Origin of the sequence: Microbacterium sp. NPDC058345, assembly GCF_042723855.1 — a bacterium.
GTDB lineage: Bacteria > Actinomycetota > Actinomycetes > Actinomycetales > Microbacteriaceae > Microbacterium.
The window spans coordinates 1376993-1395268 of record NZ_JBHXIG010000001.1 but is presented as its reverse complement, the minus strand read 5'-3'; the positions used below and the strand labels follow the sequence as shown (position 1 = coordinate 1395268).

The 18276-nt window shown below is 70.5% G+C and carries 19 protein-coding genes; 6 read left to right on the top strand and 13 right to left on the bottom strand.

Features of this window, described 5'->3' with window-relative positions:
- Positions 1 to 20: 20 nt before the first annotated feature.
- The 3 genes from ACFWH5_RS06560 to ACFWH5_RS06550 form a co-directional block, all read right to left on the bottom strand.
- Positions 21 to 482 carry a DUF3817 domain-containing protein gene (locus ACFWH5_RS06560; RefSeq protein ID WP_378833066.1) on the bottom strand — a complete coding sequence of 154 codons (462 nt, stop codon included), beginning with the start codon at positions 480 to 482 and terminating at the stop codon, positions 21 to 23.
- A 294-nt stretch (positions 483 to 776) separates the two neighbouring features.
- Complete coding sequence (locus ACFWH5_RS06555; protein WP_378833064.1) at positions 777 to 2231, bottom strand: DUF222 domain-containing protein; 1455 nt, start codon at positions 2229 to 2231, stop codon at positions 777 to 779.
- A gap of 154 nt (positions 2232 to 2385) precedes the next feature.
- The gene (locus tag ACFWH5_RS06550) at positions 2386 to 2862 is read right to left on the bottom strand and encodes an HIT family protein (RefSeq protein ID WP_378833062.1); all 477 of its coding nucleotides are present in this window, start codon (positions 2860 to 2862) and stop codon (positions 2386 to 2388) included.
- 999 nt (positions 2863 to 3861) lie between these two features.
- Between ACFWH5_RS06550 and ACFWH5_RS06545 the strand changes: the two genes are divergently transcribed.
- Positions 3862 to 4713 (top strand): serine protein kinase RIO, encoded by an 852-nt coding sequence (locus ACFWH5_RS06545; protein WP_378833059.1) that lies wholly within the window; start codon positions 3862 to 3864, stop codon positions 4711 to 4713.
- 33 nt (positions 4714 to 4746) lie between these two features.
- Here ACFWH5_RS06545 and ACFWH5_RS06540 read toward each other — a convergent pair whose 3' ends face one another.
- Positions 4747 to 5322, bottom strand: a complete 576-nt coding sequence (locus ACFWH5_RS06540; RefSeq protein WP_378833057.1) for an ATP-dependent endonuclease — start codon at positions 5320 to 5322, stop codon at positions 4747 to 4749.
- 64 nt (positions 5323 to 5386) lie between these two features.
- Between ACFWH5_RS06540 and ACFWH5_RS06535 the strand changes: the two genes are divergently transcribed.
- Entirely contained in the window at positions 5387 to 6769 is a 1383-nt protein-coding gene (locus ACFWH5_RS06535; RefSeq protein ID WP_378833054.1) for an MFS transporter, read from the top strand.
- A 60-nt stretch (positions 6770 to 6829) separates the two neighbouring features.
- On the opposite strand, the gene ACFWH5_RS06530 is transcribed toward ACFWH5_RS06535, so the two are convergent.
- Complete coding sequence (locus tag ACFWH5_RS06530) at positions 6830 to 7510, bottom strand: TetR family transcriptional regulator C-terminal domain-containing protein (protein ID WP_378833052.1); 681 nt, start codon at positions 7508 to 7510, stop codon at positions 6830 to 6832.
- Positions 7511 to 7577: 67 nt separating this feature from the next.
- Here ACFWH5_RS06530 and ACFWH5_RS06525 point away from each other — a divergent pair, with 67 nt between their 5' ends.
- Positions 7578 to 8498, top strand: a complete 921-nt coding sequence (locus ACFWH5_RS06525; protein ID WP_378833049.1) for an alpha/beta hydrolase — start codon at positions 7578 to 7580, stop codon at positions 8496 to 8498.
- 84 nt (positions 8499 to 8582) lie between these two features.
- Positions 8583 to 9500, top strand: a complete 918-nt coding sequence (locus tag ACFWH5_RS06520) for a cation diffusion facilitator family transporter (RefSeq protein ID WP_378833046.1) — start codon at positions 8583 to 8585, stop codon at positions 9498 to 9500.
- Positions 9501 to 9512: 12 nt separating this feature from the next.
- Here the strand turns inward: ACFWH5_RS06520 and ACFWH5_RS06515 are convergent, their stop codons facing one another.
- A complete protein-coding gene (locus ACFWH5_RS06515) occupies positions 9513 to 10010 on the bottom strand; it encodes a MarR family winged helix-turn-helix transcriptional regulator (RefSeq protein ID WP_378833044.1) in 498 nt (165 codons plus the stop codon).
- Positions 10011 to 10094: 84 nt separating this feature from the next.
- Here ACFWH5_RS06515 and ACFWH5_RS06510 point away from each other — a divergent pair, with 84 nt between their 5' ends.
- Entirely contained in the window at positions 10095 to 10766 is a 672-nt protein-coding gene (locus tag ACFWH5_RS06510; RefSeq protein WP_378833043.1) for a MarR family winged helix-turn-helix transcriptional regulator, read from the top strand.
- A gap of 111 nt (positions 10767 to 10877) precedes the next feature.
- Positions 10878 to 11759, top strand: coding sequence for a helix-turn-helix transcriptional regulator (locus ACFWH5_RS06505; RefSeq protein WP_378833041.1), 882 nt, complete (start codon positions 10878 to 10880; stop codon positions 11757 to 11759).
- Between the two features lie 18 nt (positions 11760 to 11777).
- Here ACFWH5_RS06505 and ACFWH5_RS06500 read toward each other — a convergent pair whose 3' ends face one another.
- From ACFWH5_RS06500 to ACFWH5_RS06470, 7 genes are all read right to left on the bottom strand, one after another.
- A complete protein-coding gene (locus ACFWH5_RS06500; protein WP_378833038.1) occupies positions 11778 to 12977 on the bottom strand; it encodes an MFS transporter in 1200 nt (399 codons plus the stop codon).
- Positions 12978 to 13055: 78 nt separating this feature from the next.
- Positions 13056 to 13766, bottom strand: a complete 711-nt coding sequence (locus ACFWH5_RS06495) for a hypothetical protein (RefSeq protein WP_378833037.1) — start codon at positions 13764 to 13766, stop codon at positions 13056 to 13058.
- A gap of 1 nt (position 13767) precedes the next feature.
- Positions 13768 to 14373, bottom strand: coding sequence for a dCTP deaminase (dcd, locus tag ACFWH5_RS06490; protein WP_378833035.1), 606 nt, complete (start codon positions 14371 to 14373; stop codon positions 13768 to 13770).
- Positions 14374 to 14450: 77 nt separating this feature from the next.
- On the bottom strand, positions 14451 to 15149 hold the full coding sequence (locus tag ACFWH5_RS06485) for a response regulator (RefSeq protein WP_378833033.1): 699 nt from the start codon (positions 15147 to 15149) through the stop codon (positions 14451 to 14453).
- Positions 15146 to 16381, bottom strand: a complete 1236-nt coding sequence (locus ACFWH5_RS06480; protein WP_378833031.1) for a sensor histidine kinase — start codon at positions 16379 to 16381, stop codon at positions 15146 to 15148. The genes ACFWH5_RS06485 and ACFWH5_RS06480 overlap by 4 nt, the downstream gene beginning before the upstream one ends.
- A gap of 53 nt (positions 16382 to 16434) precedes the next feature.
- Positions 16435 to 17244, bottom strand: coding sequence for an ABC transporter permease (locus tag ACFWH5_RS06475; protein WP_378833028.1), 810 nt, complete (start codon positions 17242 to 17244; stop codon positions 16435 to 16437).
- Positions 17241 to 18185: an ABC transporter ATP-binding protein gene (locus tag ACFWH5_RS06470; protein ID WP_378833026.1), complete on the bottom strand. Its 945-nt coding sequence runs from the start codon at positions 18183 to 18185 to the stop codon at positions 17241 to 17243. The genes ACFWH5_RS06475 and ACFWH5_RS06470 overlap by 4 nt, the downstream gene beginning before the upstream one ends.
- Between the last annotated feature and the right edge of the window lie 91 nt (positions 18186 to 18276).

The following is an 18276-nucleotide window of genomic DNA, read 5'->3' as shown; positions in this document are numbered from 1 at the left end:
CCGTTCGGATGGTGCGCGACTCAGCGTCCGCCGGGAGGGCCGACGATGAGCAGGATGCTGAAGATCACCGCGACCGCGGCGAGGATCAGCAGGGCGAGCACCCAGGGCCGGTGCAGGAACCAGCGCATGGTGCGGTCGTACCAAATGCGGTCGCGCGGGTCGTCGGTCTCGGTGAGGCGCCACTGTCCGGCCAGCCGTCCGCTGCGGTGCAGCCAGATCTCGGCCGGGATGGTGGCGTAGGGCACGATCGCGCTGGCGATCGTGAGGGCCGCGACGCCGGCGTGCCAGCGCTGGTGGAACGCGAGCAGCACCGCCGTCGCTCCGTAGGCGAGGAACACGAAGCCGTGAACGCCTCCGGCGATCGTGACCAGCACGGCCGGCTGGCCGACGGCGCGGGCGATGAGGGCGCTGATCAGCAGAGTCCAGGTGATCGCCTCGGCGATCGCGAGCACGCGGAACAGTCGGGCGGGGCTGCGGAACACGGGTCTCCTCGAGTCGATCTGATCCCACGCTAGGTGAGGCAGGCTATGCGAACGCCGCGTCCCCGCGTGATCTCGGCATGCGAGCCGGAGGAAGGACGAACCGCGGTCGGTTCCCGCTCGTCGTTGCACCCGGTCGATCGCCTGTGTTCCTCACCTGCCGAAACGAGCACTGTCGACACGACGTACGGCCGCACGCATCGCGCGCTCGGCACGTGGTCGACATCCGTCAGCGATGTTCCCGCGAGCGCTCCGAGCGCGCCGGACGTCGGCCGGCAGCGCACAGCGCATACCCGGTCAGAAGGGTGTGAGGTGTCTGGGTGGGCTGGCCCAGGGGTCGTCGGGTGGTTCGGCGTCGGGGGGTGGGTCGGTGTCGGTGAAGGTGACGGTGTTCTGGGCTGGGGGGTGGTCGATGTAGACCCGGCCGGTGGGGCTGGTCCATTCCAGCAGCCCGTCGGGGAGTTGTTCCACGTGCCAGGGGGTGTGGTGTTTGAGGACGTGGTGGCGTCGGCAGAGGGCTTCGAGGTTTCCTTCTTCGGTCGCACCGCCCAGGGCCGCGTCTTGGGTGTGGTCGAGGTCGCTGCGTCGCACGGGCATCCCGCAGCAGACGAACCGGCAGCGTTGGTCGCGGGCTCTGAGGTGTCGTCGCAGGGATTCGCCGGGCCGGTAGCGGTCCACGGCGAGCAGGCCCCCGGTGATCGGGTGGGTGAGCACCCGGTCCCACCCGGTGGCGGCCCCGGCGAGCAGGCGGGCGGTGGCGGGGTCGATCGGGCAGCGCCCGTCCAGTTCCGGTGCCGGTGTGCCGGCATCCTCGGCACCCATCAGGGTCAGTACCGGCACGGTCACGCTCACCTGCCCGCTGATCGCGGCGAGCAGCCCGTCGGGGGTGTCGTGCCCGGCCGGGGCGCCGGTGAGCAGCAGGTCCAGGGCCAGATCGGCACGCATCTGCGACAGCGTCCGCGGATCCTCGACCGGACGCGTATCGGCGAGGTCCTGCGCGCCCGAGCTTCCCCCGCCCGGGTGTGCCGCCGCAGGCCCGAACGACACACCCGCAGCACCTGACCCGGCACCCTCAGCACCGTCGAGTCGCTCAGCGCCGTTGGCGTCGGTGTCGGTGTCGGGCTGACCGCCCGTCAGGTTGGTTTTGGCCATGGCGGTGAGCCGGTCGAACACGCCGTGCACGAGCACCGCCGGGCCGCGCACGCCGAGTTCGGCCATCCCGTCCGGGACATCCGTCACCCACACGGCCCGCTTGTGCCGGGCATCCTCATGCCGCTCCTGCAACGACCGCGCCTGATACTGCTCCGCCAACCGGGCGGCGATCGCACGCAACCGGTTCGGGGACTCGTGCTCCGCGAACTCCAACACCCGCACGCTGTAGGCCTCCCGTGCCGTCGGGTCCTCCAGATAATCCCCGGCATCCACGATCACCCGGGCATGCCCGGCACTGATCCGCCCCGCACCCTGCGCCTGCCACACCACCGGGAACCGGTCGACCTTGACCTCCGCATCCGACATCCGCCGCTGCACCGTCCGGTCACTGACCCGCAGCACCGCCCCCAACTCCGCCGCCACCGACCGAAACGTCAGATCCACCTCATCCACATCCCCGGCAGCTTCCATCGCCCACCGCGACGCCAACGCCAGCACACCATCGAGCCCGGCCTGCATGCTCGTGATCGAACACTGCACGCTCTGCGCCAGATCGACCAGCTCATCGAGCGTGGCCACCTGCTCCGCAGAGACATCCATCAACGCCGCCATACCCCCAGTACACCCGCAGCCACCGACATTCGAAGCCCAGATCCGAGGCACAAAACCACCCCCGGATCACGAACGCATAACGAACCCCCAGCCCTCGGTTTCCCGTTCCGATGTGCTGCCGGCCGGTCCGGTGCTCCAGCCCTCAGCCCGGTGGAGTCCCGAAGCGCTCCCACGCGGCGCGAAGTGCGCGGGCGTCGGCACGGAGCATCTCGATAGGGCGGAAGTCGGGTCCATCGGAGATGTCGACGTTGCGTGTCGGGTCGTGCTCGGAATGCTGGGGGAACACGTGGCAATGGAGATGAGGCATCCGATGTCCCATCACCAGATAGTCGATCTTCCGCGGCTCGAATGTGGCTGCGATCGCGCTTCCCGCCCGTTGCACATCGGACCAGAAGGCCAGAAGTTGCTCTGGTGAGAGGTCTGCGAGGTCGGTGACGTGATCGCGGAGGATCACCAGCGAATACCCGCGGTGCGCTTGGTTGCGCGCGATGCGTGTGTGAGCCGCCGGCGTGGAGCCGATGAGGACACTGTGCTCGTTCTCTTCGAGGTGCATATCGTTGCACATGCCGCAGGAGTCAGCGTCGGTCATCGCTGACCATTCGTCGGCGGTCCACCACATCGCCTCAGGCTATCGAGAGCGTCGCGCACGACTGGCTCAGACGGGGGGGTGAGCAAACGCCCGCCGTCTGACACTCTTCAGGCGCCCGTGACAGATCTCCCGGGCTCGACGGACTGGTACTGCCCTCAGTTAGCGAGGCGAGCGTCAACCAGGATGCGTGCCCCTCAGGGCTGTGTGTCCGATCCCGGGAGGGGCAAAGACTTCCGGGTGTCGAGCGCGTTCCACTCCGCTGGCAGCGCTGAGGGAGGCCACTCGGGATCAGGAATCCACTGTGACCAGTCAGCGTCAAAAGGGAAGGCGCGCGCCAGCGCAGTCTTGGTGACGTTTTCCCCCGCACGCTTGATGAGCGAAAGCATGGCCTCGGGCCAGTGGCCCTTACGCGAGTAGAAGGCGAGTTCATCCTCGTCCTTATATCGGACAGACCATGCGCCGTCTGCATCCGTGGCCGTCCCAGTCCTCGGGTAGCACCAGCCTGCCGTTCGGCCCACTACCTGCGCCAGCTCGTCGCCGCACTGCCGATCCGACTGGACTCGCGACGACGGCAATGTGGTCGTCGTCGACAAGAACCCGTCCCCCAACAGCGAAGCCGACGGCCTCGCCGCGGCCGGCAAACGTGCGCACGCTGCGGAGCGCGATGGCGTCACCCGTTCTGAAGGGTTCGACCCTCGTGTCGATGGGTGCGCCGCGATGCATCCATAGATAGTGCCATGAGGCATCAGGTGCGAAGCCACGGGCCGCCGTCTTCTCGATGATGTCCGGCTCACGATGCGGCAGGAACCACCCGCGCAGACGGTCACGAACCCGTAACGCCCGCGGCGCGGACGTCGCGCGCCCCGCATCCGTCGCCATAAGCTCGACCACGCACCGGGACGAGCCCGGAAGGCACGTGCGGAAGGAGCATCCGATGAACACCGTCTTCGTCGCGCCCGCCGCCGACCACCTTCCCCTCGAGGCCTCCCGCTCCTGATCCGCGTGTGGCCTCCCTTCCGGAGCCACATTGTGAACACGCAGAACCCCGCGTCCTTCGACGCATCCCCCTTCGACATCTCCCTCACGTTCGCCGACACCGTTCTCGGCGACAACCAGCGCTGGTCCACCTGGCCGGCGATCACGCCGTCCGAACGAGGACCCCTTCCCTGGCCCGACTGGGTGGTGACCAGCGCCGACGCCGTCGACACCGAACTGGGCGTCCTGAAGACCGGCAAGGAGGCTGACGTCTTCCTCATCGAACGGGCCGTTCCCGGCGACCCGGCGCAGCGCACCCTGCTGGCCGCGAAGCGGTACCGCGATGAGACGCACCGCACCTTCCACCGATCGACGGCGTACACCGAGGGGCGGCGCACACAGAACACCCGCGACGCGCGCGCCCTGGCCAGAAAGTCCGCCCACGGCCGGGCGGTCGCCGCGGCGCAGTGGTCGTTCGCCGAGTTCGCAGCGCTGAGCCGCATGCACGAACGGGGGGCGCCCGTTCCCTACCCGGTGCAGGTGAACGGCACCGAGGTGCTCATGGAGTTCATCGGCGAGGGCAAGGAGGCCGCACCCCGGCTCGCACAGGTGAAGGCGGATGCCGCGCAGCTGGCCGACCTGTTCGATCAGGTCGCCGACATCATGCGCATCTTCGCCGCGGCGGGTTTCGCGCACGGCGATCTCTCGGCATACAACCTGCTCGTGCACGACGGCAGGGTGCGGGTGATCGACCTGCCGCAGATCGTCGACACCGTGTCGAACCCGCAGGGCCTCGATCTGCTGCACCGCGACTGCGTCAACATCTGTGACTGGTTCGCGCGACGACGCCTGGAACGCGACCCCGAGGAACTGTTCAGCGAGCTGCTCGCGGCGTCGTTCGCCTGACACGGTCAGCAGGCGTTCGACGCGAGCGCCGTGTCAGACCCCGCTCACCGCCACGTCGAGCAGCGCGGTCAGCGGCGGCGGCATCCGCTCGAGCGGAACCACGTCGATCACGTCGGCGGCGAAACGCGCCTTGCGGCCCGCAGCGGTGCCGGCGAAGCGGTGCAGCTGCTGCGACAGCGAGCGCTCGCGCTGCGCGGGCTGCCCCTGGAAGACCCGGAACCGCGCGAGCTCGCCGCGCGCGGCGAGCGTCTGCAGCACGAGCTCGGCGCCGGCCGCGCGGATCACCTCATCCTCCAGGTCCCGCTGGCATCCGAAGAACCCGACGGCACCCGGATCGTCGGCGGCGGCGGCCAGCATCCCCACGTCCTTCAGCACTCCGGTGACGTACCGTCCCTCTGCGGCGTCGTAGAGCCCGAGCACGCGCGCGTCCGGATCGTCGCCGCGAAGGCCGGTCAGCGCGCGACGCAGGTTGGTGACGCCATCGAGGTCGACCAGCGTCAGCGCCTCCAGCGACGCTCCGCGACGACTCGCGAGCGCGCGGAACGCCAGGCTGTCGCTTCTCCCCTCGAACAGCACGACCGTTCGCCGTGCTCCGCTGCCGCTCGACATGGCACGACCCTAACGCGCGGCGCGTCGTCACCACCCGTTCACCCCGCGCCGCCAGACTTCGAGAATGAGCGAAGAGCGTGCCCTGCCGCATCCGCAGCCCACCACACCGGCTGTCGACGACGTCCGCAAGCCCGGCGTCCTCGCCTGGGCGCTGTGGGACTGGGGATCGGCGGCGTTCAACGCGGTCGTCACGACCTTCGTGTTCAGCACATTCCTCGCCAGCACCTATTTCGTCGACGACGCCGTGCTCGACGCGGCGGGCGGCGACGCCAAGGATCCCGCCGTCGTCGCGGCACTCGCGAACAACGCCAGCATCATCGGCGTCGCGCTCATGATCGCCGGCATTCTCATCGCCGCGCTGGCGCCCGTTCTCGGCCAGCGATCCGACGGCACGGGCCGCCGCAAGCTGTGGCTGGGCATCAACACCTTCGTCGTCGTGCTGGCGATGGCCGCGATGGTGTTCGTCGACGGCGCGCCGGCCTACCTGATCCTCGGTGCCACGCTGCTGGCGGTCGGCAACGTGTTCTTCGAGTTCGCCGGCGTGAACTACAACGCGATGCTCGTGCAGGTGTCGACCAAGCAGGACATGGGGCGTGTCTCCGGCTTCGGCTGGGGAATGGGGTACGTCGGCGGCATCGTGCTGCTGGTGATCCTGCTCGTCGGCTTCATCGGCCTGGCGTCGAGCCCCGGCCCCCTCGGCATCACCACCGACGGCGGTCTGCACATCCGCCTCGCCGTGCTCGCGTCGGCGGTGTGGTTCGGCGTCTTCGCGATCCCCGTGCTGCTGCGCGTTCCCGAGATCCCGGCCGACGCACGCCAGGTGCGGGTGGGCTTCTTCCGGTCATACGCCGTGCTGTGGGGCACCATCACGAAGCTGTGGCGCGGCAATCGGCAGGTGCTGCTGTTCCTGCTCGCGAGCGCCGTGTTCCGAGACGGTCTCGCCGGCGTCTTCACCTTCGGCGCCATCATCGCCGCCCAGGTCTTCGGCTTCTCCTCCACGGAGGTGCTGTACTTCGCCGTCGCCGCGAACGTCGTCGCCGGCGTCTCGACGATCATCGCCGGCCGGCTCGACGACCGATTCGGTGCCAAGAACGTCATCCTCGCCTCACTGATCGGGCTCGTCGTCGCGGGCACCATCGTGCTGTTCATCGGCACGGCGGCCATCGGGTTCTGGATCCTCGGTCTGATCCTCTGCATGTTCGTCGGGCCGGTGCAGGCGGCGAGCCGATCGTTCCTCGCCCGCATCACGCCGGCCGGTCGCGAGGGCGAGATCTTCGGCCTCTACGCGACGACGGGGCGCGCGGTGTCGTTCCTCGCGCCCGGCCTGTTCGCCCTGTTCGTCGGGATCTCGGGCGACACCCGCCTCGGCATCCTCGGCATCGTGCTCGTGCTGCTCGCCGGGCTGCTGCTGATGCTGCCCGTCAAGGCGAAGCAGGCGGTGATCTGACGCCGGCTCCGATCATCGGCCACCGCGAGGCACGATCGAGGATTCCGGCCGAGCAGCGCGCTACCGTTCGAGCAGCGTGAGCGCCGCCTCGTCCGCACCGGCGGCGAGCAGCCGCTGCCGCATGCCCCGCGCCGCGATCTCGTAGGGTCGGTCGCTTCCGTAGAGCAGGGAGCGGGCGTTGGCCTGTTCGTAGAGGGCGGGCAGCTCGAAGGCGAGCAGCTCGATGCCCGCGGGATCGAGCTGCATCTCCCCCGCCTCGGTCGCGTACCTCACCTGAGCCTCGACATAGCCGTACCAGTCGGCCATCGCGGTGCGCACGGCGTCGCGCACCGGCCCGGGCTTGGAGTCGACGTCGGCGCTGACGGCGGCGAAGAAGCATCCGCCCGAGAAGACGCGCGTGCGGGAGTACTCGATGAGATGGTGCATGAGCGCCACCAGCCGCGGCAGCCCCCGCGCCTGGTCGCGCGCGGGCTCGACGACGACGGCCATGAACACGGTACGACCCGCCTCGACCGTGGCCAGCTGCAGGCCCGCCTTGTTCTGGAAGAGTCCGGCGATGCTGCTCTTGCTGTGCCCCGACACGTCGGCCAGCCGGCCGATGCTGAGGCCGTCGAGCCCCTCGACCGAGACGAGGTCGGTGGCGTACGTGAGCACCGATCGCCGCGAGGCGTCGCCGCGCGCGCGGCGGCCGTCGACGACGGCTTCCCGCACGCCGCCGCCTTGCAGGCGTTGATCCGACATGGCCCTAGTCTACGAACGATCGTTCCGATAGTCTATGAACGATCGTTCGTGTTGATAGGAGTAGCGCATGTCCACTGCGCAGAGAATCGCCGCCTCCGGCATCCGCATCCTCTCGGCGATGTCGCCTGCGTCGGCCGGACGACTCGCCACTTCCCTGTTCTTCTCGACGCGCCCCCGCATGCGGGTGCGCGATGACGACAGGCACACGCACGACAGCGCGCTCCGCGAAACCGTCGACGTGCGTGGTCGCCGGATCGTCACGTACCGCTGGGGCGCCGGCACCCGCGCGGCGCTGCTGATGCACGGCTGGAGCGGTCGCGCCTCGCAATTCGCCACCCTCGTCCGCGACCTCGTCGCCGAGGGGTATCGCGTGTACGCCTTCGACGCCCCGGCGCACGGCGCATCGGCCGGCTTCCGCACGGATGTGCGGGATTGGATCGCCGCCGCCCAGCGGATCTCGGACACCGACGGTCCGCTCGATCTCGTGGTCGGTCACTCGTTCGGGGCCTTCGCCGCACTGGCCGCGGTGCGCGGCGGGCTGCGCGCCGACCGCATCGTCTCGATCGCGGGCGCGGGCAGGGTGGACGCGTTCTTCGACGAGTTCGCGCGGACGCTGCGGATGTCCACGCGCACGCGCACGGCGTTCGAGGCGTCGTTCCACCGGCGTCTCGGCATGAGCCGCGCCGAGACCGATGCGCAGTTCGACTCCCTCATCGAGCCGCTGCCGCCGGGCACGGAACTGCTCGTCATCCACGACGCGGACGACCGCGCGCTCGCCGCACGGAACGCGGCGGACCTGCATGCCGCCCACGCCGAGCGCTCGCGCCTGCTGCTGACGCACGGACTCGGCCACAACCGGCCGCTCGGGTCGGATGCGGTGCTCGACGCCGTGCTCGCCTTCGCCGACGACGGCGTGACGGGGCTGGATGTCGCGAGAATCGGCAGCGGCGACGGCGATCGCGAAGGCACGCAGCGGCGCGCGACGTGATGCGCTCCCGGCATCTCGGATGCCGGCAAGCGATAGCGGGTCGGCTCCGCCGCATCCGCCGCGCCGGAGGAGTAGCCTTCCGGCGTGACCGTCATCATCGCGTTCCTCGCCAACGTCCTCGTCGCGACGGCCAAGACCATCGCCGCCATCGTGACCTCCTCGGCGTCGATGGTGGCCGAGGCGGCGCACTCGTGGGCGGATGCCGGCAACGAGATCTTCTTGATCATCGCCGACCGGCGCAGCGGCCGCGCCAAGGACGTGCGGCATCCGCTCGGCTACGGCCGGAGCGCGTTCGTGTGGTCGCTCATCGCGGCGTTCGGCATCTTCACCGCGGGGTCGATCGTGTCGATCATGCACGGCATCCAGGAGCTGGCGGAGCGGAATCCGGTCGAGAGCCCGACTGTGGCCTACATCGTGCTCGGCGTCTCGTTCGTGCTCGAGGGCGTCTCGTTCACGCAGGCACTGGTGCGCTCGCGTCGGCTCGCGCAGAAGCACGGCACCTCGACGTGGGACTACGTGATCGATACGAGCGACACGACGCTGCGCGCGGTGTTCTTCGAGGATGCTGCGGCGCTCATCGGTCTGGCCCTGGCGGCCGGAGCGATCGCGCTGCACCAGATCACGGGCGACGCGATCTGGGACGCGGTCGGCTCGATCCTGGTCGGCGTGCTGCTGGGCATCGTGGCCGTCATCCTCATCGCGCGGAACATGGCGTTCCTGGTCGGCACCAGCGTGACGCCCGAACTGCGCGCGCGGGCGGGACGCGCGCTGCTGTCGTCGGCGGAGATCGAGCGGGTGACGTATCTGCACATCGAGTACGTCGGTCCGAACCGGCTGTTCCTCGTCGCCGAAGTGGATCTCTCCGGCGACGCGCGCGAGCACGACGTGGCCCGGCGGCTGCGCGACATCGAACGGCGCATCGAATCGCACGCGACGATCGAGACGGCAGTGCTGTCGCTGTCGGTCAAGGATGAGACGTCGCTGAAGTTCGGCCCCGCCTGAGGACACCCTCGCTCAGGCGTCCCAGTGGTCGGCGAGCTTCGTCAGCAGACGCGCGAGTTCGGCGCTCTCCTCGTCGGTGAACGCCGCGAGCGCGCGGCCGAGCGCCTGGCGCCGTTCGCCGCGCACGCCGCGGAACAGGCGCGCGCCCTCGTCGGTGAGCGCGATGCGAGTGCGCCGGGCGTCGTCGGGGTCGGCCTCGCGCTGCACCCACCCGCGGTCGACGCCCTGTTGCACCAGCCGTGACGCCCGCGGCTGATCGACGCCGATCGCCTCGGCGAGGCCGCTCACGCTGAGCGGGCCGGATGCCGCGGCGAGCGCCTCGACCATGCGGATCACCGCAGGCGCGCCGTGACGCGCGCCGGCGTCCATCCAGGGGGCGCGCGCCCCGCCGTGAGGTCCGTGCGGGCCATGGCCGTGCGGATGCTGTCGCGGATGCGGTCCCCGCCTTCCGCGCAGGCGCGACAGGGCGGCGGCGATGGCATCGGCGTGATCGGCGGGCTCGGTGGACACGAGTCGACTTTACATGTGAATTGACATGGACATTGTTTGCATGTCAGACTGCATATACATGCAACATGACAAGTAAGGAATCCCATGAACACCGATGAGAACATCACTCCCGACTCCCGACCGTTCGGCTTTTGGATCACCGCGGTCGACCGCCTGCTGCGTGCCGAGTTCGCCACGGTCTTCGACGACGAGGCGGTCACGCGCCGCGACTGGCGGATGCTGAACCTGATCGACGGCACCGTGGCATCCGACCGTCCCCTGCGCGCACCGAAGCTTCGCCGGCTCATCGCGCTCGGCTGGATCGAGCGCACGCGCGACGGCTGGACGCTCACCGAAGCGGGGCGCCTGGCGAAGCAGCGCCTCGGCGTCTCCGTGCAGGAGATCCGCGACCGCGTCGCCGGCGCCGTGTCGCCGGATGAATTCACGACCATGACCGCGGCGCTCGAGAAGATCGCGCGGGAGCTCGGCTGGGAGGAGGGGCGCAAGCTCCCTCGCCGCGGACGCCGCCACGGCGAGCATGGCCGTCACGGCGGGCATGGCCGGCGCGAGCGTCACCACGGCTTCCGGCACGGATTCGGACGCGAAGGCCGACACGAGAGCCGGCACGGATTCGAACACGAGTACCGGCACGAGGGTGGGCACGGCTCCCGTCACGACCGTGAGCACGACGGCCGGCACGACCGTGAGCACGGACACCGGGGCTTCCGCGGCCACGGTGCACCCGCGCCGCACATCCACATCCATACGCACGGCTGAACGCGCAGGCTCGGCATGACGACCCCTCCCTGGATCACCCCGGTGTCTTCGGAGGGGTCGACATCGTCAGCATGTGGAATAGCCCGGCGCGCGAGACGGTTTGCCGATCACATGAGCCTTCTCGCGTCGACGCCGACCGTCGTCCCCACCGGCGGCGAGGCGCGCCTGGAGCGGCTGCTCGGGGAGATCTCGGTCAGCATCCGGTCGCAGCGTCGCGTCCTGCCGGCCGCCGACGACACGATCACCCTCGCCGCCGAGGGCATCTCCCTGGTGTACGTGCTCACCGGCGCGGCCACCCTGCCCGCCGGCCGTGGACTGCCGGAGTCGCTGTCCTCCGGCGACGCCCTGCTCTCCTCGGGACGGCACGCCCTCACGCTCCGCCTGCCGGCCGGCGCGGGCGCACTGGTCTCGCACCTGCAACTCGACGACAGCGCCGCGCACCTCGCCGACCTGCTTCCCGACACCGCCTGGATCCGTCACTTCGACGAGCTCGAGCCGGCAGCCGCTGCGCTCGCCCATCACATGGGCATCGACGATCAGACGACGCGTGAGCGTGACGGCGATCTCGTGATCTGCCGCATGATGGCCACCACGCTGCTGCAGTCCGTGATCCGCGCATGGAGCACGGTCGGCTGCGCGCCCGAGGGCTGGCCGTCGCGCACCGACGACCCGTTCCTCGATCGCGTGATCGAGGCCGTGCGAGACGACCCGGGGCGCGAATGGACGGTCGATCAGATGGCGGCGGTGAGCGCGCTGTCGCGCACGATCTTCGCCGAGCGATTCCGCCGAGCATTCGGCCGCTCGCCCGCGCAGTACGTCACCGAGGTTCGGATGCTCACCGCCCGCGCCCTGCTCGTCGACGGGCGCGCGGTCAGCGAGGTGTCGCGCGAGCTGGGCTACGGCTCCGATGAGGGCTTCAGCCGCGCCTTCCGCCGGCACACCGGCATGACGCCGTCGGCGTGGCGCGCGGGTCGCGCTCTCACGCCCGCCTGAAGAAGCTCCTTCCACCGCTCAGCGGGCGCTCCGGTTGGAGAGACCGAACAGCGCCGCGCCGACCAGCAGCATCGCGGCCCCTGCGGCGTAGGCCAGCTCGATGCCGAGAGCGTCGACGAGCATCCCGCCCACTCCTGCGGCGAGCATGATCGCGCCCTGGAACCCGACCACGACCAGACCGCCGCCCGCCTCGAGCCGATCCGGCATCCGGTGCCCGACCCAGGTGTTCACGATCAGCAGCCACGAGGCGAAGAAGAAGCCCCAGACGAACGCGACGACTCCGACGATCCACAGCGACGCCGAACCGGCGATGAGGAGCATCACGGACGCGCCGATCACGAGCGGTGTCACCACGGCGAGGGTGCGGTAGGTGCGGTCGATGCGGGCGCCGATCACGAGGTTGCCGATGAATCCACCGACGCCGAACACCGCGAGCAGCACGATGATGGTGCCCTCGTCGATCCCGCCGCCGTCGAGCTGCACTCTCTCGAGGGCGAGACGGATGTAGGTGTATGCCAGGGCGTGCCCGAAGATCACGAGCACGTGCCCGATCATGCCGATACCGATGCCGGGCAGTCGCAGCGTGTCGATCAGCACGGGGATGCGGGCGGCGTTCTGGGCCGGCACCGACGGGAGCAGGACGCGGAGTGCGACGGCGAGCGCCGCGGTGGCCATGGCGGCGATGCCGAAGACGCCGCGCCAGTCGAGCAGCTGGCTGAGCATCACTCCGACCGGAACGCCGGCGACGGTCGCCAGCGAGGTGCCCGCCGACGTGAACATGACCGCACGTCCCAGTCGCTCGGGGCCGGCGATGCGGGCCGCGACGGTGATCGACATGGTCCAGAAGCCGGACAGGGCGGCGCCCAGCAGCACGCGGGCGAGCAGCATGAGCGGCAGGCTCGGCGCGACGGCGACGACCACGTTCGACACGGCGGCGAGCGCCGCCATCCACACCAGCAGGGTGCGCCGGTCGAGGCGGGGCAGCGCCAGCCCGATCGTCGGGGCGACGAGCAGTCCGGCGAGCGCCGTGACGGTGACGAGCTGCCCGGCCTGACCGGGGGTGACCCGCAGTTCGGCGGCGATCTCGGTGAGCACTCCGTTCGGCAGGAACTCGGCGCTGACGAGCAGGAAGCTCATCGCCATCATGGCGAGCAGGGCGCCGTACGGCAGACGGCGAGTGGTCGCGACGGCGACGGGGACGGGCGCGGTGACGGTCATGATCTCAGCCTGACCGGATGGCGGGTGCGGCGCCCGACGATGCGTCCGCCGCATCCGACCGATCGTCCGGAGCCTCGGTCAGCGGACGAGCGGCGCTCCGATCGAGAGTGCGCCGGCGGTTGCGGACGAGGCCGAGGGGAACGGCGAGACGTCGCCGGCGAGCAGCAGGCCGATGGCCACCACCGCTCCGATGAGGAGGGCGATGAGGACGGCGAAGATCGCGATGGTCCAGCCGCGGTAGTTGCCGGGCGTGGCACCCGCCGCCGGCGGCACCACCGCCGGGTCGGGCGGGGGCGCCGTCGCGGCGGACGACGAGTCGGCGATCGTGCGACGCTCCGCCCGGGTGACCGGGGCGGGAACCTCCGCATCGGAGACGGCGGGACCGTCGCCGCCGGCACGCGGCTGCGCCGGCACGGGAAGTGCCGGCGCGAGACCCTCCGGGGCCGGCGGGATCGCGGCCGGAGGGATCACGGGCTCGGCGAGCGCGGCGGCCGAGATCGCCGGGTCGGGGATCTCGGGCTCGGGGATGTCGAGGTCCGCGATGGCCGCCTCGGCATCGGAGAGCCCGACGGTGTCGGGCTCTCCGGCGGGCGGTGCGGCGTCGGACACGTCGGCGTCGGCGGCATCCGGCGCGATGGCAGCCGTCGCGGTGGCGCCTGGTCCGACGGCATCCGTTCCGATGCCTTCGGCTGGATCGACGTCGGGCGCCGCGGACCCCGCCGCCGCATCCGGTTCGGCCGCATCCCGCGGCGAGCCGTGCTGGTCCTCGTTCGGGTCCGCGTCGCTCATGTCAGCCTCCGATCGACCCCGCATCGGTGACGCCCACGTCGGTGCGGTGAAAGTTGTGGAAGGAGCGGGATGCCGTCGGGCCTCGCTGCCCCTGATAGCGGTTGCCGTACGGACCGGAGCCGTACGGGTTCTCGGCGGGCGAGGTGAGCCGGAAGAAGCACAGCTGCCCGATCTTCATGCCCGGCCACAGCTTGATCGGCAGGGTCGCGACGTTCGCGAGTTCCAGAGTGACATGCCCGGTGAAGCCGGGATCGATGAAGCCCGCGGTGGAGTGCGTGATGAGGCCGAGGCGGCCCAGCGACGACTTGCCTTCGAGCCGTGCCGCGACGTCGTCGGCGAGGGTGACCTGCTCGAAGGTCGCACCGAGCGCGAACTCCCCGGGGTGCAGGATGAACGGCTCATCCGGGGCGACCTCGATCAGCCGGGTCAGCTCGGGCTGATCCTCCGACGGATCGATGAACGGGTACTTGTGGTTGTCGAACAGCCGGAAGTAGCGATCCAGGCGCACATCGACGCTGGACGGCTGCACCATCTCGGGCTCGTGGGGGCTCAGCCCGATGCGCCCTGATGCCAGTTCCGCCCTGATGTCGCGATCGCTGAGAAGCACGTGTTCAGCGTAACGGGTGGCGTTGCGCGGCGGGGCTGGTTGCGTTGACGGCGGCCCCGCGAGCGAGGGAGCCGGACTCACGGCGCGGGCGGATCGTCGGGATCGACGAGGCCCAGCCGATGGGCGAGGATCACGACGTGGATGCGGTCCCGCGCGTCGAGCTTCGCGAGCACCCGGCCGACGTGTGTCTTGACCGTCGACTCACTGAGGAACAGCCGCTCGGCGATCTCGCCGTTCGTCAGTCCGTGCCCGATCGCGAGGAAGACGTCGCGCTCGCGTTCTGTGAGCCGCGCGATCGGATCGGCGGGGGATGCCGCAGGAGCATCCGTTGTCTCTGCGGCGGACAGCTGCGGTGTGACCCGGTCGAGCAGGGCGCGGGTGATCCGCGGTGCCAGCACCGCGTCCCCGCGATGCAGGGCCCGCACCGCGGCGGTCAGCTCGTGTCGCTCGGCATCCTTCAGCAGGAAGCCACCGGCCCCCGCCCGGATCGCGGCGAACGCGTACTCGTCGAGGTCGAACGTGGTGAGCACCAGCACTCTGGTCTCGGGATGACGTCGCACGATCTCCGCGGTCGCGGCGATGCCGTCGACGCCGGGCATCCGCACGTCCATGAGCACGACATCCGGGCGCAACGCGGCGACCTGCGCGATCGCCGCAGCGCCGTCGCCCGCCTCGCCGACGACGAGCAGGTCGGGCTCCGCCTCGAGAACCATGCGGAACCCGACGCGGATGAGCGCCTGATCGTCGACGAGGAGCACGCGGATCGGATCGGTCATGACGGCGCTCCGTCCGTCGTGGCGGCGTGGGGCAGCTCGGCGCGCAGCATCCACTCCCCGTTCCCGGCCGGCGCCGAGACCACCGACCCGCCGAGCAGCGCCGCACGCTCCGCCAGACCGCGGAGGCCGAACCCGCCCTCCGATGCCGGTCGGACCGCGGCGTCGTTCACGATCTCGATCACGAGCGGGTCGGCGTCGTGATCGATGCGCACGTCGATCCTGGTGGCACCGGATGCGTGGCGCATTGCGTTCGTGACGCCCTCCTGCACGATGCGACCGATCGCGAATCGCAGCGCGGGCGGCACGGCCGGATCGCCGCGCACGGCGAGCGACACGGCGAACCCCGCACGTTGCGCCGCGGCGACCGTCTCGGCCGGGCTCACGGGCTCCAAGGGCGCCAGTGGAGCATCCGCGTCGCCGTCGCGCAGCACGCCGAGCATCGAGCGCATCTCGGTGAGGGCGCTGCGGGCGGTCGCCGCGGCGGCGGTCGACGCGGCCCGGGCGCGATCGACGTCCGCCGTCGCCGCGGCGCCCTCGGAGAGCGCGACGACGACGGTCAGCGAGTGCGACACGATGTCGTGCATCTCGCGGGCGATGCGCTCGCGCTCGGCGGCCGCCGCGAGCTGCGCATGCTGGTCACGTTCCACCAGCAGTTGGCGGGAACGGTCGATCACGGCATCCAGGTACCGCTTGCGATTGCCGACGTTGATGCCGATCAGCCCGCCGATCAGCCCCATCACCAGTTCGCCGATGACCGCGTTGATCGCGATCGTGAACGGGATGACACCGGCCGTCGACAGCGTGAACGAGAGCAGCGCGAGCGACGACAGCCCGATGGCGAGACCGATCCAGCAGGCGCGCGACGAGCGGTAGACGGCGAGCGAGTATGCCGTGACGAGCACCAGCGGTCCGCCGACGGGTACTGCCTCGAGCAGGTGGGCGGCCGAGACGACCCACGCGGCGGCGAAGGCCGCGACCGGCCAGCGACGCCGGCGCAGGAGCAGAACGCAGGCGACGAGAACGGTGAGCGGCCCCGCCACGGCGGCGAGCACCCCGGGAGTGCGGACGTTCGCCGCCGGAACCAGCGAGGACAGCAGGCAGAACAGGGCGATGAGCACATCGGCGAGCAGCGGATGCCTCGCCCAGAAACGGCGGATCACGCCGGGCGGACGCGGCAGCCGCAGCTCCTCGTCCTCAGGGACGGAGGCGCTGCGGCTGCGCGAGGTCGGCACGGTCACGACTCTACGACGTACGGCGGTCGGCGAAGCGGCCGACAAGGCTGCCGTCAGGCATCCCTCCCCCGCAGCACCGCCCACGCGGCGAGCATCCCCGCGGCGACCCACCCGCCGAGGGTCAGGAAGGCGATCGGCTCCTCGAGACCCCAGTCGCTCTGCGGCACGATGGCGTTCTGCGCGGCGGATGCGGGCAGGTAGTCGCCCAGCGCGCGGATCCAGTCCCAAGACGGACCCGCCATGCCGAACATGCTGAGCACGATCGGCAGCACGAAGAGCAGTCCGACGGTGGCGGCGATGGCGCCGGCGCCCGAGCGCAGCAGGAACCCGAACGCGACGCCGATGAGGGCGAACACGGCCATCGCGAGCGAGGCGACCAGGATCGGCTGGATGGAGCCGCTGACGTCGGACCAGTCGATCGCGGCGCTCTTCGACTCGAGGATCGGCGACACGACGGCCGCCGCGATGCCGAAGATCACCAGCGACGTGGCGAAGAGGAACAGCGCGAGCACGGCGGCCTTCGCCGCGAGCACCAGACCGCGGGTCGGCGTGGCGGAGAGGGTGGAGCGGATCATGCCGGTGGAGTACTCGCCGGTGACCGAGATCGCACCGAGGATGCCGGCGAGCAGCATCGTGAACTGGATCGGCGAGACGATCATCTGGACGCCGGGCATCCCGCTGTCGCCGATGGCCAGCGCCATCAGCAGCGCGATCCCCACCGTGAGCACGGCGACGATGGCGATCGACCACCACGTCGAGCGCAGGGAGGCGAGCTTGATCCACTCGCTGCGCAGCTGACGGACGAACGAGACCCTGAAGCGGGCGGCGGGCTGATGGGTGGCGCGAGCCTGGATGGTCGTCATGCGTGCGCCTCCTCGAGCGCGGCGCCGTCCTGCGGGACGGCGCGGGTGCGGTATTCGACGGACTCGCCCGTGAGGGCGAGATAGGCGTCTTCCAGCGATCCGCTGGTGGGAGTGAGTTCGTGCAGCGGGATGCCGCGCTCCGCGGCGAGATCGCCGATGCGGGAGGCCGGCAGACCGGAGATGTCGAGCGTGTCGGGGCTCGTGGCGACGATCTCGACGTCACGGCCGGCGAGCACGTCGGCGAGTTCGACGGATCGGGGGCTGCGCACGTGCACGCGGGCGGTGGTCCAGGAGCGCACGAGGTCGGGCAGCGCGGCATCCGCCAGAACCTTGCCGCGACCGAGCACGATGACGTGGTCGGCGGTCTGCGCCATCTCGCTCATCAGGTGGCTGGAGAGCAGCACCGTGCGACCCTCGGATGCCGCGTGGCGCACGAACTGGCGCACCCAGCGCACTCCCTCGGGATCGAGGCCGTTCACCGGCTCGTCGAGGATGAGCGTGTGCGGGTCGCCCAGGAGGGCGGCCGCGATGCCGAGGCGCTGGCCCATGCCGAGCGAGAACTTTCCCGCGCGCTTGCGGGCGACGGAGCCGATGCCGGTGATGTCGATCACCTCGTCGACGCGGGAGGAGGGGATGCCGTGCGTCGCGGCCATCGCCCGCAGATGATTGCGCGCGGAGCGGCCGGTGTGCACCGCCTTCGCGTCGAGCAGCACGCCCACCTCGGTGAGCGGCGCCGTGAGGTTCCGGTAGTCCGCGCCGTTGACGGTCACGCGGCCGGTGCTCGGCCGGTCGAGACCGACGATCATGCGCATGGTTGTCGACTTGCCCGCGCCGTTCGGCCCGAGGAAGCCGGTGACGCTTCCGGGGCGCACCGTGAACGACACGTCGTCGACGGCGGCCTTGTCTCCGTATCTCTTGCCGAGACCTTCTGCTGTGATCATGTGAACGACGGTATTCGCGCAGGCGTGCCCGCCGCGTCCGTCTGCAGGATGAACCTGTCCGCCGACCATGTGGCACCGTGGTGCCATGCCG

Coding starts and splice junctions, on each gene's coding strand:
- ACFWH5_RS06555 (WP_378833064.1), bottom strand. CDS start 2,231: ATGGATGTCTCTGCGGAGCAGGTGGCCACGCTCGATGAGCTGGTCGAT.
- ACFWH5_RS06550 (WP_378833062.1), bottom strand. CDS start 2,862: ATGTGGTGGACCGCCGACGAATGGTCAGCGATGACCGACGCTGACTCC.
- ACFWH5_RS06540 (WP_378833057.1), bottom strand. CDS start 5,322: ATGTCGAGCGGCAGCGGAGCACGGCGAACGGTCGTGCTGTTCGAGGGG.
- ACFWH5_RS06535 (WP_378833054.1), top strand. CDS start 5,387: ATGAGCGAAGAGCGTGCCCTGCCGCATCCGCAGCCCACCACACCGGCT.
- ACFWH5_RS06530 (WP_378833052.1), bottom strand. CDS start 7,510: ATGTCGGATCAACGCCTGCAAGGCGGCGGCGTGCGGGAAGCCGTCGTC.
- ACFWH5_RS06525 (WP_378833049.1), top strand. CDS start 7,578: ATGTCCACTGCGCAGAGAATCGCCGCCTCCGGCATCCGCATCCTCTCG.
- ACFWH5_RS06510 (WP_378833043.1), top strand. CDS start 10,095: ATGAACACCGATGAGAACATCACTCCCGACTCCCGACCGTTCGGCTTT.
- ACFWH5_RS06505 (WP_378833041.1), top strand. CDS start 10,878: ATGAGCCTTCTCGCGTCGACGCCGACCGTCGTCCCCACCGGCGGCGAG.
- ACFWH5_RS06500 (WP_378833038.1), bottom strand. CDS start 12,977: ATGACCGTCACCGCGCCCGTCCCCGTCGCCGTCGCGACCACTCGCCGT.
- ACFWH5_RS06495 (WP_378833037.1), bottom strand. CDS start 13,766: ATGAGCGACGCGGACCCGAACGAGGACCAGCACGGCTCGCCGCGGGAT.
- ACFWH5_RS06485 (WP_378833033.1), bottom strand. CDS start 15,149: ATGACCGATCCGATCCGCGTGCTCCTCGTCGACGATCAGGCGCTCATC.
- ACFWH5_RS06475 (WP_378833028.1), bottom strand. CDS start 17,244: ATGACGACCATCCAGGCTCGCGCCACCCATCAGCCCGCCGCCCGCTTC.
- ACFWH5_RS06470 (WP_378833026.1), bottom strand. CDS start 18,185: ATGATCACAGCAGAAGGTCTCGGCAAGAGATACGGAGACAAGGCCGCC.